Raw genomic sequence first — 15,860 nt, forward strand, 5'->3', positions numbered from 1 at the left:
AGAAATACGCGAAACGGGGTAGTTCTATCTTTAAATTTAATTACGCAACAAAGCCAGTTAACGACCTCCCTAATTTAGCAAACCATAAATAACATCAAGTATTGCAAAATTTTGCAGAAAGCCGCTAACTTTAGTATGCCACAGTTAGTTTTCGTTACAGTAGCCTAAGTTGCATTATGAGCAATACAGACTCAAGGATATCTGCTTGTTATGATAACTGTTGCTCTACAAGCGTCTTCCAGAACCCAACACCGTGTTCCAAAATATTATCGTTAAAATCATAATGCGGGTTATGAAGAGCAGTACCTCCACATTCACCAACACCATTCCCAACTAGCACATAGCACCCTTTTACTTCGCGTAACATGAACGAGAAATCCTCACTGATGGTGAAGCGTTCACAAGCTCCATTCACATTCTCTTCACCAACAACCGCTTGTGCCGCTTTCACTGCATGAGCCGTCTCTTCAGGCGTGTTAATCGTTGATAAGAAGCTGTTGTTGAAGTGGTATTGATAATCAACACCTGCTGACATGCACTGGCCAGCGACGACACGCTCAATCGCTTTCTCAATTTTATGCAATGCTTGATCGGTAAAGCTGCGAGTGTCACCAGAAATAGTCACTTGCGAAGGAATCACATTCACGGTTCCATTGGTAACAAAGTTAGTCACCGAGATAACCGCCGTCTCATCAATGGCGCTCAAATTACGCGAAACGATGGTTTGCAGTGCTGTGACCACCTGAGCTCCAACAACAATCGGATCGGTTCCCATGTGTGGCATCGCCGCGTGGCCGCCCGTCGCTTTGATCACAATCTCAAAACTGCTTTCACTTGCCATAAGCGAGCTTGGACGAGTCACAAATTTACCTTCTGGGATACCCGGTAAGTTATGCATAGCGTAAATCGCATCCATATTCCAACGAGTGAACAGGCCATCAGCGATCATCGCTTTCGCTCCTGTGCCTCGCTCTTCATCTGGTTGGAAAATGAAGTATACAGTGCCATCAAATTGCTTACTGGTTGCTAACTCTTGCGCCGCACCCAGTAGCATCGCGGTATGGCCATCATGTCCACAAGCGTGCATCGCTCCTTCATGTTTTGAAGCGTGACAAAAAGTGTTCTGTTCATGAATGCGCAGCGCATCCATATCCGCACGTAGACCAATCGAGCGATCGCTTGTGCCATTTTTCAGAATTCCAAGCACACCTGTTCCGCCAATACCGCGGTGAACTTCAATGCCGAACTCTTCGAGCTTGTTCGCTACGAATTCAGATGTTATGAACTCTTCAGTACCGAACTCTGGATACTGATGTAAATGGCGGCGCCATTCTGTAACGTTGGCAATGTTAGTCATGGAAACTCCAATAAATACTTAAAATTAATTTGTTAAAACTGTTTTAGGTGTCATCCCGCGGGACTTGTTGGATGCTGCAAACAGCATCATTGCTACAATAATCAAGCCAGCAGCCAGCGTCCTAAAAGGTGTGATGGGTTCGCCAAACACCAAAACAGCGATGAAAAATGCAGACATAGGGATGAGGTTTAAAGCCATACTGCTGCCTTCAACACCAACACGCTCTATGCCGTATATGTATGCGATGTAGCCCAGCCCTGATACAAAGCCACCTAGCACGATAATGCAGAGTAACGACCAAGAAGGGTGAATCACTAGTAACAGGCTTGGTACATCGGGGCCTGCAACCAGTAAGTAAATGAAAAATCCAACCGCCGCAAAACCAAATTGATAATGCATGGTGCAAGTTGCACCGTATTTTTCTGCAAGCTGAGCGCGCAAATGAGTCACCGACGCAAAGCTCAGCACACTCAATAGACAAATCAGGAGCCCGATGTTTACTCCTCTATCTTGAGACGTAAACGGAGGAGCTAGCACTAACATGCTGACGCCAACTTCGGTTTGCTTTGAGTTTTCTTGTGGATCATTGCCGAGAAAATCAGGACTAAAGATAAAACAAAGAATGCCATCATGTAGCGTAGCCACACCAACAATCGCGCATCAATGGTTTGTAATGGCAAGGTAGCTAATGCGCCCTCTGAACCCCATAACAACCCTACTCCAATCGCTGCAATCCAACCTTTAGTCACTGATTTCATCACTTAGCTCGCTTCTGGTGTTGCTTTTTTATCGCACGCTAAATTTTCTGAAGATTGTTCTTCCTGCTTTGTCTCAAACTTCGTGAACACGTAAAGTGCGACCACAATTAATGAAACAACGATGGTTTTGCCCATTGCCATCTGTTCGCCAAGTGTTAAAACCGCCACTAAGTAGCCAACCAAAGGCATGAGGTTTAATGCCATCGTTGCCTTTTCTACACCGATACGCTTGAAAGAATACAATTGAATCAAGTAGCTACCACCAGAAATGCCTGTACCTAAGAAAATAAGCAGTGCAATCAACAGCGGGCTAGAGAAAATAATGTAAATCTGAGACAAGTCCAAGCCCATGGTCAACACAACGATAATGCCCATCACAGCAACCGAAATGTATTGGTACAGCATGGAAACCACTGAGCCGTATTTGTCCGCTAAGCTAGCACGTAAATGTGCCGTCCACGCTAAAGCCAGCATCGAGCATGTCACGTAAACATAACCCAGCAGCGGAGTACCGCCTTCAATGGTGTTTGTTGGCCCGACACTCATTGCGTAAATACAAACTGCAGATGCGATGAAAGCGCCCCACTGAATCTTGTTCATACGGAAGTTCATAAACATCATACCGAAGAAGACTGTCGCGAACGGCTGCATACCTTGGATAACACCGTTTTCAGTCGCACCAATATGAGAAAGAGAAAGGAAATTAAAAAGTGAGAAAACCCCTTGTCCCACGATGCCGCAAAGCGCAATACGTCCAATATCTTTGGTATCGATCTTTAATGAAGAACCTAAGTCTGCACTTAAGTTTTTGCTACGTGATGTAAAAAAGAAAATGATTGATAGGCCAATTACCGCGGTAACGTAGCGGAAAAATACCAATGTCATCGGATCAACAGCCATAGAAAGCGGCTTAGAGACCACCCCTGTTACGCCCCAGATACAGGCAACGGCAATGGCGGCAGTCCATCCTAAAAATGTGTCTCTGTTTGTTGTGTTCATTTTTATCTTCCGTAATCTTATTTCTTATTGAATAAGAGCGATGCATCACCGCCCAGTTTTTTTATAATTTTTATGTGCTGACTCTGGAGTCCAGAGCCAGCTTTTGTAGGGTGTTAAATTTGTAAGGTGTTAAGTTTTGAGCTAAATAATGATCAGTTCTGGCTCTGCGCGTTTGCTTAACCATTCAGCGCCGTCTTCAGTAATCACGATATTCTCTTCGTGAACCATTGACTTACCCGGTGCGTAAACCATGCCCGGTTCTAATGTCATCACCATACCCGGCTTAAGTACTGTGTTGTCGGTAGCCGTGTTAGACGGGCGCTCTGTCAGCTCCATACCTAAACCATGACCAAGACGACCAACGTCGTTGCCCAATGCACCATTGGCTTCTAATACTCCCCACATCGCGTTGTAGATGTCAGTCGTGGTTGCGCCCGGTTTCGCAGCCTCAAAGCCTTTCGTGGTCGCTTCGTAAGTAGCGCGGTATGCCGCTTTGGTTTGCTCACTTGCATGACCAAATGCCCAGTTACGGTCGAAATCAGAGAAATAACCATCGTGTACAGCACCCGTATCGATGATCAACACATCTCCCGGTTCAATGATGCGATCGGTAGGACCCATGATGATGCTGTCATAACCATCTGGCCCTGAGCCTGCGATGATGTAAGGGCATTCGTCCGCACCTTCTAACAACATATCGATACGGAACTGTTTACAGATTTCACGCTCGGTCATGCCGGCTTTTGCGTAACCCGGAATCTTGCTAAACCCAACGTTAGTAATGCGGCAGATTTCACGTGTTTTCTCAATTTCAGCTTGTGATTTGATCTGACGAAGTTCATGCATTGCTAAAGACACATCAACAAAGTCTTTCTTAACCATGGTGGTTAATTTCAAGTAGTTGTTCACCGGCATACGTAGGTGAGATTCAATGCCCAGCGTTGCGCCTACTCGGCCATGACGACAAGGCAAAGAGTTCAATGCGCTAGCAACTAAGCTAATGCCATCATCTTCAGGACGAGGAGAAGGCCAAGTAATAATGTTGTCGACCCATGTTCCCGCCATACCACTTGCTCCGATTTCAGGAACAATCGCAATCGGCTTTCCTTCTGCAGGAACGATGACAAACCATGGACGAGTTGGGCTATGCCAAAACTGAGTGTGGAAGCCAGTGAAGTAGCGAACGTTTGGCTCGGTTGTGAAAATCATCGCATCCAGATTCATCTCATGCATGACTTTTTGAGCGCGTGATGTTCTGTGTTCAAACTCAGCTTGTTTGAAGCCGCGGTTTAGGTAGTTAGTCATTGGAACCTCTAATTATTGTATTTAGGTAGGCACTTCGGCTGCTCTTCACAACCAGTAACCAACCCTATAGTTCAATTTTGTTTACGTTACGGTGAGCATCTTACTGACATTTAAGTTAAATAATGTGACCAAGATCTTAGGGTTAACTATAGTGATCAGAAAACATCTAAAACTGGAAATATAGTTGATTACGATCAACTTTAGGTACTTATTTGTAACTTTAGACTTGTGTAGGAAGCGGATATATAGTCTTATAGTTACATAAAGTTAATTGGCAACTTGAAATGCATCGAGTAACCAAAGATAATGAAAGGCAATTAAAGTTAACAATAGTGGTCTAAAATGAACGCATCAGCATATAAATCGTTTAACGTAGAATTCACCGACAATGACAGAGAGCATCTCGCACTGAACTTTCGCTTAGCCGAAACCATTGCCGACTTTATTGGTCCGCACTGTGAGGTTGTGATTCATTCATTCGAGAGCTTTGAAAAGTCGGTAGTGAAGATAGTGAACGGACACCACACGGGTCGAGAAGTAGGGTCACCTATCACCGATTTGGGGCTGAAGATGCTGAGTGTGTTTGAGAGCACTGGTGAGGTCACGCCAAAGAGTTACTTCACCACCAGCAAAGATGGATCGTTACTTAAGTCTACGACCTGTGTGCTAGCTGGAGAAAATGGCAAACCAATTGGGCTGTTCTGTATCAATATGAACTTGTCTCACCCGTTTCCTGAGATCATAAAAACTTTAATGCCAGACATGGCTCATGCCCCTGTGGGTGTGCATGAGAACTTTGGAGCTTCAACAACAGAAGTGATTGAGCAAGCGCTTGAGCACGCTATTTTTGAAGTCGACAACGATGAGTCAGTCAACTTAAAAGGTCGAAACAAAGCCATTACTAAGCAGTTGCTTGAGAACGGTATTTTCGAATTAAAAGAGGCGACAGCATTCGTATCTGAGCGTCTTGGTATTACTCGCCACGCTATTTACAAATACATCCGCGAGTTTAGAGCATAGAAATCCTATAAAGAGAAACGAAATGAAAACAAAAATCCATACAGATCTAGCACCAGCAGCAATCGGCCCTTACTCTCAAGGTATGGCATTCAAAGACCTAATCTTCACTTCAGGTCAATTACCGCTTGATGCAAAAACAATGGCGTTTGTTGAAGGTGGCATCAAAGAGCAAGCTCGTATGTCACTAGAAAATCTAAAAGCAGTTTTGGAACAAAGTGGTGGTTCACTGAATACCGTTATTAAAACCACATGTTTCCTATCTGATATGGAAAACTTCGTTGCATTTAACGAGGTGTACACGGAAGTATTTGGTACAGAGAACGCGCCAGCACGCTCTTGTGTTGAAGCCGCTCGTTTGCCAAAAGACGCACTAGTCGAAGTTGAAGCGATCGCTTACATCAAGTAATCACGTATTGCTTTTAGTGACTGCGTATAGCAAAAAATAACTATGTAATGTTATTAACGACAAAGTAAGGTCATTGAACATCGCTTGATGGCCTTTAATTCCTCTGCCTGTATCTAAGTGTGCCCTATGTTAAAACTATCAAAAAATTCATTCTACACTGGACAAGTTTGCGAGCTATTCACTGCATCTCAAGCGCAACAAGCGCGTGAGTTTCACCGTCAGATCGAAGGTTACCAACCAACGCCACTTGTCTCTCTTCCTAATCTTGCTAATCACCTTGGTGTTAAAGCGCTCCTAGTAAAAGACGAATCAAAACGCTTCGGTTTGAATGCATTCAAGGTACTCGGCGGTTCTTACGCTCTGGGTCGCCAATTGGCAAAACACCTTGGCATTGATATTTCTGAGATCAACCTTAAAACCGTTGCTTCAAAACTGGATAAGCCACTTGTATTTACGACAGCAACAGCGGGTAACCATGGCACTGGTGTCGCGTGGGCGGCTCGTGAAATGGGCCAAAAAGCTGTGGTTTATATGCCAAAAGGCTCGTCTCAAGCCAGTGTTAACCGCATTCAAGGTTTAGGTGCAGAGTGTATCGTGACGGAAGTTAACTACGACGACACGGTACGCATGGCAAACCAAACCGCTCAAGACAACGGTTGGATGCTAGTTCAAGACACAGCATGGGATGGCTATGAAGAGATCCCAACATGGATCTCTCAAGGTTACATGACCATGGCAGACGAAGCCGTCGAGCAAGTTCAAGAGCAAGAATTTAGCGCTCCAACTCACGTATTCTTACAAGCAGGCGTAGGTGCAATGGCAGGCGGCATATTAGGCTACCTTGCAGACAAGCTAGGCGCAGATACATTTGAAACCATCATTGCAGAGCCAGCAGCCGCAGATTGTATTTTCCGCTCAGGCGAGAAAGGCGAAATGGTCAACGTAACTGGTGAGTTGAACTCAATCATGGCGGGCCTTGCGTGTGGTGAACCAAACCCAGTGACATGGCCAGTATTGCGTGATTGCAGTAACTACTTTATCTCGGTTGATGACAGTATTTCAGCAAACGGGATGCGTGTTCTAGGTAACCCACTACAAGGTGACAGCCAAATCATCAGCGGTGAGTCAGGTGCGATTACACTAGGCCTTCTTTACCAACTTTGCCGAGAGGGCGCAGACCAAGCAGTACGTGATGAGCTAGGTTTAAACCAAGACGCAACCATCATGCTATTTAGCACTGAAGGTGACACCAACCAACCGCGATACCGAGACATTGTTTGGAACGGCTTACACCACTCTAGCTAACTAAAAAACTCCACAACTTCAATAATAAAGCCACGGTATTCACTGTGGCTTTTCGTTAAATCTTTGTCTCATCACCAAGTTGGACTGATGTTCACATATTTTACAACACGTGACATAACATTAGAAAATATTGGCTAGGCAGATCATACTGGTTTCGAGATGAGCATTTACTCTAAATGATTTTGGGGCAGAAATGAGTTAGAGCCCTTAATAACTCACAAAACTCTAAACAAGTTGATGACCACCACACCAAATCACATAGGCTATTAAATTACGTCCCATTTGTTTCTAATAAATGTCTTACCTACATAGTTCCTGTTTACTGTGTCCTTAGATTTTCTGAGTAATCCCCCTCTCTCCGAACTCCTCTGAACACACCGATTATTACAAATACGTAATAATAATTCTCTATTTAAGGGGATTATCAAAACATTCACTCGCACCTATACTGGCTCCAACAAAACGAGAGAGCGGAAACAATTAAGCTCAACTACGCTTAACGGGTTGAAGCTAATTGCACGGTTATCCGCTGTACTGACATATATAGGAAACATCCAATGACAATCGAAATTAAACCTGGTCAAACTCATATCAAATCAAAAGCCATGGTTGCATGGGCAGCTGGCGAGCCACTAAAAATGGAAGAAGTTGATGTACAACTTCCTAAAGCTGGTGAGGTTCTAGTTCGCATCGTTGCTACTGGTGTTTGTCACACTGACGCATTCACATTATCAGGTGACGATCCAGAAGGTATCTTCCCTTCAATCCTTGGTCACGAAGGTGGCGGTATCGTTGAGATGATCGGCGAAGGCGTTACAAGTGTTGAGATTGGCGACCACGTTATCCCACTTTACACAGCTGAATGTGGCGAATGTAAATTCTGTAAGTCTGGTAAAACTAACCTATGCCAAGCGGTTCGTGAAACGCAAGGTAAAGGCCTAATGCCAGACGGTACAAGCCGCTTCTCTATCAATGGCGAAACGATTTTCCATTACATGGGTTGTTCTACTTTCTCTGAGTACACAGTACTTCCAGAAATCTCTCTAGCGAAAGTAAGCAAAGAAGCGCCACTTGAAGAAGTTTGTCTTCTAGGTTGTGGTGTAACAACAGGTATGGGCGCTGTACTAAACACAGCTAAAGTTGAAAAAGGCGACAACGTTGCTGTATTCGGCCTAGGTGGTATCGGTCTTTCTGCAATCATTGGTGCTCGCATGGCTGGTGCTGACCGCATCATCGGTGTTGATATCAATGAGAGCAAATTCGAGCTAGCAAAACAGCTTGGCGCGACTGACTGCATCAACCCAACTAAATTCGACAAACCAATCCAAGACGTTATCGTTGAGATGACAGACGGTGGTGTTGAGTACTCTTTCGAGTGTATCGGTAACGTAAACGTGATGCGTCAAGCACTTGAGTGCTGCCACAAAGGTTGGGGCGAATCAGTCATCATTGGTGTTGCGGGTGCAGGTCAAGAGATCGCAACTCGTCCATTCCAACTAGTGACTGGTCGTGTATGGCGTGGTTCTGCTTTCGGTGGTGTTAAAGGCCGCTCTGAGCTTCCAGAAATCGTTAACCGTTACATGGCGGGTGAGTTCGGACTTCAAGAGTTCATCACTCACACTATGGGTCTGCAAGACGTAAACGAAGCATTCGACCTAATGCACAAAGGTGAGTCTATCCGTACTGTTCTACACATGGATAAATAATTCTCCTTGGCCTCGGCACTTAGGTGTCGAGACCACAGTTTTGACTTAAACATCAGAGCGAAACTGTCTTCACCACCTCCTGCCCGGTGGGTGGTGAAACTTTAGATAATATAGACATGTTATTCCCCAAAACCATCAACCTAACGGAGCACAATAGATGACAATCGAAAACATTAGCCAAGCAAAGGTTGCTGGTGGTTGGCACAAACAATACACCCACTTTTCTGCAACGCTTGACTGCAACATGCGTTTTGCGATTTTTTTGCCGCCTAACGCAAGCAAAGAAAACCCAGTTCCTGTTTTGTATTGGTTATCAGGCTTAACCTGTACCGATGAAAACTTCATGCAAAAAGCAGGTGCGTTCAAAGCTGCGGCTGAGCAAGGCATCGCTATTGTTGCCCCAGATACAAGCCCGCGCGGCGAAGGTGTTGCCGACAATGAAAGCTACGATCTCGGCCAAGGTGCAGGCTTCTATGTGAATGCCACTCAAACACCATGGGACAGCCATTACCACATGTACGATTACGTGGTAACAGAGCTCCCAGCTTTGATTGAATCTTTCTTCCCTGTGACTTCGGTGAAATCCATTTCAGGTCACAGCATGGGCGGACACGGTGCCCTAACGATTGGTATTAAGAACGAAGATAACTACCGTTCTATCTCCGCATTCAGCCCAATCACCAACCCAATGCAATGCCCTTGGGGACAAAAAGCCTTCAACCAATACTTGGGCTTAGATATTGAAGAGTGGAAGCACTACGATGCCTCTGAGCTTCTAAAAACCAAAGGCACTAAACTGCCAATGTTGGTTGACCAAGGCGAAGCCGATAACTTCCTGATTGAACAGCTTAAGCCTGAGCAATTAGTCGAAGCGGCTAAGGTAACCAATGCCGATTTAGAGCTACGTATGCAGCCAGGTTACGACCACAGCTACTACTTCATCTCTAGCTTTATTGATGAACACATTGACTTCCATGCTGCTTACCTAAACAAGTAGTCACACCGAATTAGCCCACACCTTGCAAAAGCGTGAGGTGTGGGCTTTTTTGTGCCTGCTGTTTGGGCAAATACGCTGTGACTAAAGATCAGCAACAACGATTAACACTTTCAAATACCCCCGCTATACCAACAAAAAACAATACAACGAAAAGGTACGACTATGAGCTGGTTTTTCTTAATGATGGGCGTGATGGCGGAAGCACTTTCTCACGTAGCACTTAAAGCAACCGACGGTTTCAGTTTGTCTAAACCCATCCCTGATCTATTAGTGATTTCAGGACATTTGGCGGCATTTCTATTTTTGAGCCAAGCCATGAAAGGGATGCCTGTAGGTGTGGTTCACTCTTTATGGGCGGGCTTGGCTATCGTAACCGTGAGCTTGATTTCTACGTTTGTTTACCGCCAGCACCTCGATACTATGGTGTGGGTTGGTATGTTATTTGTGGCAGCAGGTGTTGTGATGATCAACCTATCTCAAGGTCACTCGCACTAGTGTAGATAGTGACTTATGAACAGTGTGTCAATTCGTTCAAGTTTTCTAACAGACAGTGTCGCCTTCACTTATTCATACTCTTACAATCGGCAAATCAAACCTGTTACCATAGCGTCTTCTACATCACCTATTTTGAAGGTTGCTATGAAAGCAATTAAGACTCTTTTCTTCCTGATGGTTTTATTAAGCGGTCTGTTTACCGCTTGGCTGTTTATCCCGATTCCAGCGACCATGGACAAGCAAACGCTCGACCTTCCATTAACGGAACCATTCAAGCTTGTGGCGTACCGCAGCAACCCGAATGATGCGAGCAAGCCGCTGACTTACCACTACTATGTGATTTCAGATGTGGTTGGCGTGGACGACATGGACCCGTTCCTGGTTACCACAGACCAGTTCGTGAAGCTTGGCGAATTCGACGAGAACACGTTCAGTTTAACGGTTAACGGTTAACGGCAAGATTGAGAGCTACACCAACGATTTGTGGATCAAAAAATCTGACGGCAAGCTTCAGCACTGGTACGTAAGTGTTGATGCAAACTATATTCGTTAGAGTCGAATTCAAATAAACCCTATTTTAAAACTGCACTTTGGCTTCCAAGCGCAGTTTTTGTTTCTAGCATAATTTTTGTTTCAAGCCGCCCGCTTTACACTCTCCCTTAGTTTTTACCCATCACTGCCGTGCTCTTAAAAACGCTACAAGCAGAGCAGGTTTTATAAGCCCTTAAGATGTTATAAGCTCCACCTATGCTCGACTCCCTATAAATCAAAAATAATAAAGGATCACCCGTGGAATTTACGCTCGACAAATTTAACGGCATCATCATCGACCCAGCAACAGCCCCTCACGATGCTGACTCTTTCAATGCCGAACTCAGCGAGATCACCGAATTTTCAAAGCAGAATAACAAAGGCATAATTTGGATTAGCTTGCCTATTTCGCTCTCGCACCTTATTCCAGTGGCGACTGAACTTGGCTTTGTGTTTCACAACTGTCTAGAAGACGAGATTACGCTGATCCACAAATCCGAGATTGTAGAGTTTGTGCCTTTCATTCCGACCCACACCTTGGGCGCAGGCGCATTGATCACCAACGAACATAATCAAGTGCTGATGATTAAAGAGCACGGTATGACAGGCTACAAATTACCGGGCGGCCATATTGAGTTGGGTGAAGGCATTGAAGAATCGGTGGTTCGTGAAACCTTGGAAGAGACTGGTATCAAAGCCACATTCATTTCTGTGGTTGGCATGGCGACGAGACACCCGTATCAGTTTGGCAAATCGAACCTCTACTTTATTTGCCACCTTATCGCTCAAACCCAAGAGATTGCGATTCAAGACACCGATGAAATTGCAGAGGCTAAATGGGTTGATGTTGAAGAGTACATTAACAACCCTGGCAGTTACCCGTTTAACCGCCAATTGGTCGGTTCTCTGATAGGGAAACAAGGTTTGGAGCTTACTCAGCTAGAAGGTAATTCAGGCCCAACCCACAAGCCCGAGATCTTCTTTTCGAAAAGCTAAAGTGCTTCAGATATAAAAACGCCCAACTCAATTGAATTGGGCGTTTTGGTTTCTAGCCTTTGTTTTTCTTAATTAAGCCTACTGCGTTGTTAGTAATTCTTGTACCCATGATTCATTCTCATACTTTAGAACGAACCTGTATTAGAAGAAGCCCAACGGATTAGTATCGTAGCTGATCAATAGGTTCTTAGTGTTTTGGTAGTGGTCGAGCATCATTTTATGTGTCTCACGGCCAATGCCCGATTTTTTGTAACCACCAAACGCGGCATGAGCTGGGTAAGCGTGGTAACAGTTCACCCAAATACGCCCCGCTTCAATGTTACGACCCATGCGATACGCTAGGTTTGCATCACGCGTCCATACGCCTGCACCCAAGCCATACTCGGTGTCATTGGCGATCTCTAGCGCTTCCGCTTCGTCTTTAAACGTCGTCACCGCGATAACAGGGCCGAAGATCTCCTCTTGGAATACACGCATCTTGTTGTGCCCTTCCAGCATGGTTGGCTGAATGTAGTAACCGTTGCCGAGATCATCTGGTTGCTGCGCGATTTCACCGCCTGTTAGCACTTTTGCGCCTTCTTGACGACCGATTTCTAGGTAGCTCAAGATCTTATCAAACTGCTCTTTTGAAGCTTGTGCGCCAACCTGAGTCTCGGTATCTAGCGGGTTACCTTGTTTAATCGTTTGAGCACGCTCGACCACCTTGGCGATGAACTTGTCGTATACCGATTCATGAATCAACACACGTGATGGACAAGTACACACTTCACCTTGGTTGAAGAACGCAAGCAGCATGCCTTCGACACACTTATCAAGGTATTCGTCTTCATGGTTAAAGATGTCTGGGAAGTAGATGTTTGGAGACTTACCGCCAAGCTCTACCGTTGATGGAATTAAGCTTTCTGCGGCACATTTCAGGATATGGTGGCCGACTTCTGTCGAACCGGTAAAGGCCAATTTCGCCAAACGATCGCTGGTTGCTAACGCTTGACCCGCTTCGCTACCAAAACCATTCACGATGTTGACCACGCCTGCAGGTAGAAGATCAGCGATCTTCTCCATCATCACCAAAATCGATGTCGGTGTTTGCTCGGCTGGCTTCATCACCACACAACAGCCCGCAGCCAGTGCAGGTGCCAATTTCCAAGCCGCCATTAAAATCGGGAAGTTCCAAGGAATGATCTGGCCGACTACACCAATTGGTTCCGGGAAGTGGTAACTTGCGGTGTTTGAATCTAGCTCTGCTGCGCTGCCTTCTTGCGCTCGAATACAACCCGCAAAGTAACGGAAGTGATCGACAACCAAAGGAATGTCTGCTGCCAAAGTTTCACGCACAGGCTTGCCGTTTTCCCACGTCTCAGCGACTGCGATTTCTTCTAGGTTCGCTTCAATGCGATCGGCAATTTTAAGTAGGATGTTGGAGCGCTCAGTCACACTGGTCGAAGCCCAACTTGCACGAGCTGCATGCGCGGCATCAAGTGCCAAGCTAATGTCCGCCTCGGTTGAACGTGCCACTTGGCAATACACCTGACCATTCACTGGGGAAATGTTATCAAAATACTCGCCGCTGACAGGCTTCACCCACTCACCACCGATAAAATTATCGTATTGCGCTTTAAAGTTAACCACTGCGTTATCACTACCCGGCTGTGCGTAAATCATAGTTAGATCCTTCTTAGATTTGTTATTCGTTATTGAGCGAGAGCTGTCTTATTTTTATGGCGGCTCCTCTTGAGAAAAGAACTCATGACAAGACGCCCATGTTTATGCTTTCTGTTTAAAACACTGATACTTCGTGTTTTCTTCACAACAGTAACAACGCAAATCACACGCCAGAACTTCAAAACTTGTTGTTAATAAATTGTAAAATTATGATTACCAAACGTTTACAACCCAAAGTGAGTTGGCATTGAACGGGCGTCTGGAAAGCACTCCAGTGTTCAACTGTTCCAAATTGGTACACCCTCACTGTTACGACATGGAACAGTCATGCACCTTCAACAAGCAAACACCTCAGATTGGCTTTCATCCTCTTGGCACCGCAGCACAGAAGCGGGTCTAAAACAGAGACGACTTCCTGAAGACATTCGCCTGCCACAATCGATCCTTAAACAGCGACGTCATCAATCGTCCGACTTGATTCATATCGTCGAACGTAATGCTCTCCCTCTGTTTAATCAGATGTTTGCACGCACTGACAGTCGTTTGATTCTGACGGATATTGAAGGGGTAATTCTGGCAAGTTGGGGACAGGAGCGGTTTAAGGAGAAACTGACATCAATTGCACTCAGTTCGGGAGCATGTTGGCAGGAACAACTTAAAGGAACCAACGCGATTGGCACCGCCATCGTTGAAGCGAAACCAGTATCCATCATTGGCGAACAACACTTCATCCACCAGCATCGATTTATCAGTTGTTCCGCAAGCCCTATGTTTGATCATCAAGGTCAAATGGTTGGCGTATTGGACATCACCAGTGAGCAACAGCAACACGACAGTTCGGTGCAATTACTGGTTCAAAATATGGTTCAGCTTGTTGAGAACCAGCTACTGAGTCACATCCCACAAGGCACCACTCGAATCGATCTCGCGTGTGAGAAATCTTTATTACACAGTGGCTGGCAAGGGATTGTGATAGCCAATGAAGCTGGCGAGGTAGTCGCGCACAATCAGGTCGCCTCTCAACTGCTGGATCAAACCTCGATCGTCGGCGAATGCATAGATACCCTCTTCAATCGAACCTCATTAGACGCGCCCTTTGTGTTTGAGAAACAACACCTCAAACAACCAACCACCAAACGCACGCGCTCCATTTCAGCATCGTGTGATTTGCACCATGGCGAGCAACAAATTGAACACGCTTGGCAGCAAGCCAACAAGGTAATCGATAAAGGGATCAGTTTGTTGATCTTAGGAGAAACAGGAGTTGGCAAAGGCGAGTTTGTTAAAGCGCTGCACAAGCAAAGCCAGCGTAAGTCTTCGCCCTTGGTGGCGGTAAATTGTGGCGCACTACCGAAAGATCTTATCGAATCAGAACTGTTTGGCTACGCGCCGGGCGCTTTTACTGGCGCAAGCCACAAAGGGTTCCAAGGCAAAATCCGTCAAGCAGACAAGGGCATTCTATTTTTGGATGAGATCGCCGACATGCCGTTAGAGGCTCAGTGTCGATTGCTGCATGTTCTGCAAGACAAATCCGTGGTGCCCGTGGGTTCAAATCAGAGCTACCAAGTCGATTGTCAGATCATCGCCGCGACTCATAAAAACTTAGAACAGTTGGTCGCTACGGGGGAGTTTCGACAAGATCTCTTTTACCGCCTGAATGGCTTAGCCTTTACTCTGCCAAGCCTGCAACACCGACAAGACAAACACGCCTTAATCGAGCACATTCATCGTAAATACGCGGAAGACGAACAGACAATCTGCCCGCACTTAATGAGCTTACTGTGCACCTATTCATGGCCCGGTAATATCCGTGAATTAGATAACTTACTTAAGGTCGCAGCCCTACTCGCGAGTGATGAAGCACAACTCACACTCGAGCATGTGCCTAGCCACCTTGCTCAACATCTCACGTTATTAGCGCAAGATAATCAGCATCAACTGACGACTCCTAATACCACCAAAGGCACAATGAATAACGATTTAAGAAGTACCGTTGAGGAAACTTTGCTACAAACCTATCAAGCGAACCAAGGCAACATCAGCAAGACTTCGAGAATACTGGGGATCAGCCGCAATACCATTTATCGAAAGCTAAAGAGCTTGGGGATTCTTTAATAATCAAGATGATCAATGGCCCAGTTACTTGAATTTAGTCTGCAAAGTATAAATACATACTTTTTAAGTGGGTATTCCACACTTCGGATGAAATTAAAATGTGACTGATGTCATATAATGAGTAATGTATATCCAGAACACCCTCAAACTACAACCGGCTTTGTTGCGTAATTAAATTTAAAGATAGAACAACCCCGTTTCGCGTATT

14 protein-coding genes and 1 pseudogene are annotated in these 15,860 nt (G+C 45.4%); 9 read left to right on the forward strand and 6 right to left on the reverse strand.

The features are described 5' to 3' along the window. Positions 1-208: 208 nt before the first annotated feature. The 5 genes from AB6E08_RS20080 to AB6E08_RS20100 all read right to left on the reverse strand — a co-directional run bounded on the left by AB6E08_RS20080 (position 209) and on the right by AB6E08_RS20100 (position 4,419). Positions 209-1,357, reverse strand: a complete 1,149-nt coding sequence (locus AB6E08_RS20080) for a M20 aminoacylase family protein (RefSeq protein WP_017099104.1) — start codon at positions 1,355-1,357, stop codon at positions 209-211. 24 nt (positions 1,358-1,381) lie between these two features. After that, entirely contained in the window at positions 1,382-1,900 is a 519-nt protein-coding gene (locus AB6E08_RS20085) for a DMT family transporter (RefSeq protein ID WP_017099105.1), read from the reverse strand. Continuing rightward, positions 1,894-2,115, reverse strand: coding sequence for a hypothetical protein (locus tag AB6E08_RS20090; RefSeq protein ID WP_017099106.1), 222 nt, complete (start codon positions 2,113-2,115; stop codon positions 1,894-1,896). The genes AB6E08_RS20085 and AB6E08_RS20090 overlap by 7 nt, the downstream gene beginning before the upstream one ends. Before the next feature lie 3 nt (positions 2,116-2,118). Beyond that, positions 2,119-3,114 carry a DMT family transporter gene (locus tag AB6E08_RS20095; RefSeq protein WP_017099107.1) on the reverse strand — a complete coding sequence of 332 codons (996 nt, stop codon included), beginning with the start codon at positions 3,112-3,114 and terminating at the stop codon, positions 2,119-2,121. A 141-nt stretch (positions 3,115-3,255) separates the two neighbouring features. Then, positions 3,256-4,419, reverse strand: a complete 1,164-nt coding sequence (locus AB6E08_RS20100; RefSeq protein ID WP_372067704.1) for a M24 family metallopeptidase — start codon at positions 4,417-4,419, stop codon at positions 3,256-3,258. 342 nt (positions 4,420-4,761) lie between these two features. Here AB6E08_RS20100 and AB6E08_RS20105 point away from each other — a divergent pair, with 342 nt between their 5' ends. From AB6E08_RS20105 to AB6E08_RS20140, 8 genes and pseudogenes are all read left to right on the forward strand, one after another. Continuing rightward, entirely contained in the window at positions 4,762-5,439 is a 678-nt protein-coding gene (locus AB6E08_RS20105; protein ID WP_004732387.1) for a transcriptional regulator, read from the forward strand. A gap of 22 nt (positions 5,440-5,461) precedes the next feature. After that, positions 5,462-5,845 (forward strand): RidA family protein, encoded by a 384-nt coding sequence (locus AB6E08_RS20110; protein ID WP_017095788.1) that lies wholly within the window; start codon positions 5,462-5,464, stop codon positions 5,843-5,845. Between the two features lie 126 nt (positions 5,846-5,971). Then, positions 5,972-7,150, forward strand: coding sequence for a diaminopropionate ammonia-lyase (gene dpaL / locus AB6E08_RS20115; RefSeq protein WP_017099109.1), 1,179 nt, complete (start codon positions 5,972-5,974; stop codon positions 7,148-7,150). A gap of 557 nt (positions 7,151-7,707) precedes the next feature. Continuing rightward, positions 7,708-8,856: an S-(hydroxymethyl)glutathione dehydrogenase/class III alcohol dehydrogenase gene (locus AB6E08_RS20120; protein WP_017064961.1), complete on the forward strand. Its 1,149-nt coding sequence runs from the start codon at positions 7,708-7,710 to the stop codon at positions 8,854-8,856. Positions 8,857-9,013: 157 nt separating this feature from the next. Further along, the gene (fghA, locus tag AB6E08_RS20125; RefSeq protein WP_372067708.1) at positions 9,014-9,853 is read left to right on the forward strand and encodes an S-formylglutathione hydrolase; all 840 of its coding nucleotides are present in this window, start codon (positions 9,014-9,016) and stop codon (positions 9,851-9,853) included. Between the two features lie 162 nt (positions 9,854-10,015). Next, positions 10,016-10,348 carry a multidrug efflux SMR transporter gene (locus tag AB6E08_RS20130; RefSeq protein WP_371703429.1) on the forward strand — a complete coding sequence of 111 codons (333 nt, stop codon included), beginning with the start codon at positions 10,016-10,018 and terminating at the stop codon, positions 10,346-10,348. A gap of 144 nt (positions 10,349-10,492) precedes the next feature. Beyond that, positions 10,493-10,901: pseudogene (locus tag AB6E08_RS20135) on the forward strand (hypothetical protein). Positions 10,902-11,137: 236 nt separating this feature from the next. After that, on the forward strand, positions 11,138-11,875 hold the full coding sequence (locus AB6E08_RS20140) for an NUDIX domain-containing protein (RefSeq protein WP_009846214.1): 738 nt from the start codon (positions 11,138-11,140) through the stop codon (positions 11,873-11,875). A 141-nt stretch (positions 11,876-12,016) separates the two neighbouring features. On the opposite strand, the gene AB6E08_RS20145 is transcribed toward AB6E08_RS20140, so the two are convergent. Continuing rightward, a complete protein-coding gene (locus AB6E08_RS20145) occupies positions 12,017-13,537 on the reverse strand; it encodes an aldehyde dehydrogenase family protein (RefSeq protein ID WP_050651320.1) in 1,521 nt (506 codons plus the stop codon). 327 nt (positions 13,538-13,864) lie between these two features. Between AB6E08_RS20145 and AB6E08_RS20150 the strand changes: the two genes are divergently transcribed. After that, positions 13,865-15,652, forward strand: a complete 1,788-nt coding sequence (locus tag AB6E08_RS20150) for a sigma-54-dependent Fis family transcriptional regulator (protein WP_372067713.1) — start codon at positions 13,865-13,867, stop codon at positions 15,650-15,652. Positions 15,653-15,860: the final 208 nt, after the last annotated feature.

This window comes from Vibrio sp. 10N.247.310.24 (assembly GCF_041467175.1).
In the GTDB taxonomy this organism is placed as follows: Bacteria; Pseudomonadota; Gammaproteobacteria; order Enterobacterales; family Vibrionaceae; genus Vibrio; species Vibrio tasmaniensis_A.

Coding starts and splice junctions, on each gene's coding strand:
- AB6E08_RS20080 (WP_017099104.1), bottom strand. CDS start 1,357: ATGACTAACATTGCCAACGTTACAGAATGGCGCCGCCATTTACATCAG.
- AB6E08_RS20110 (WP_017095788.1), top strand. CDS start 5,462: ATGAAAACAAAAATCCATACAGATCTAGCACCAGCAGCAATCGGCCCT.
- AB6E08_RS20090 (WP_017099106.1), bottom strand. CDS start 2,115: ATGAAATCAGTGACTAAAGGTTGGATTGCAGCGATTGGAGTAGGGTTG.
- fghA (WP_372067708.1), top strand. CDS start 9,014: ATGACAATCGAAAACATTAGCCAAGCAAAGGTTGCTGGTGGTTGGCAC.
- AB6E08_RS20150 (WP_372067713.1), top strand. CDS start 13,865: ATGCACCTTCAACAAGCAAACACCTCAGATTGGCTTTCATCCTCTTGG.
- AB6E08_RS20105 (WP_004732387.1), top strand. CDS start 4,762: ATGAACGCATCAGCATATAAATCGTTTAACGTAGAATTCACCGACAAT.
- dpaL (WP_017099109.1), top strand. CDS start 5,972: ATGTTAAAACTATCAAAAAATTCATTCTACACTGGACAAGTTTGCGAG.
- AB6E08_RS20085 (WP_017099105.1), bottom strand. CDS start 1,900: ATGTTAGTGCTAGCTCCTCCGTTTACGTCTCAAGATAGAGGAGTAAAC.
- AB6E08_RS20130 (WP_371703429.1), top strand. CDS start 10,016: ATGAGCTGGTTTTTCTTAATGATGGGCGTGATGGCGGAAGCACTTTCT.
- AB6E08_RS20100 (WP_372067704.1), bottom strand. CDS start 4,419: ATGACTAACTACCTAAACCGCGGCTTCAAACAAGCTGAGTTTGAACAC.
- AB6E08_RS20145 (WP_050651320.1), bottom strand. CDS start 13,537: ATGATTTACGCACAGCCGGGTAGTGATAACGCAGTGGTTAACTTTAAA.
- AB6E08_RS20095 (WP_017099107.1), bottom strand. CDS start 3,114: ATGAACACAACAAACAGAGACACATTTTTAGGATGGACTGCCGCCATT.
- AB6E08_RS20120 (WP_017064961.1), top strand. CDS start 7,708: ATGACAATCGAAATTAAACCTGGTCAAACTCATATCAAATCAAAAGCC.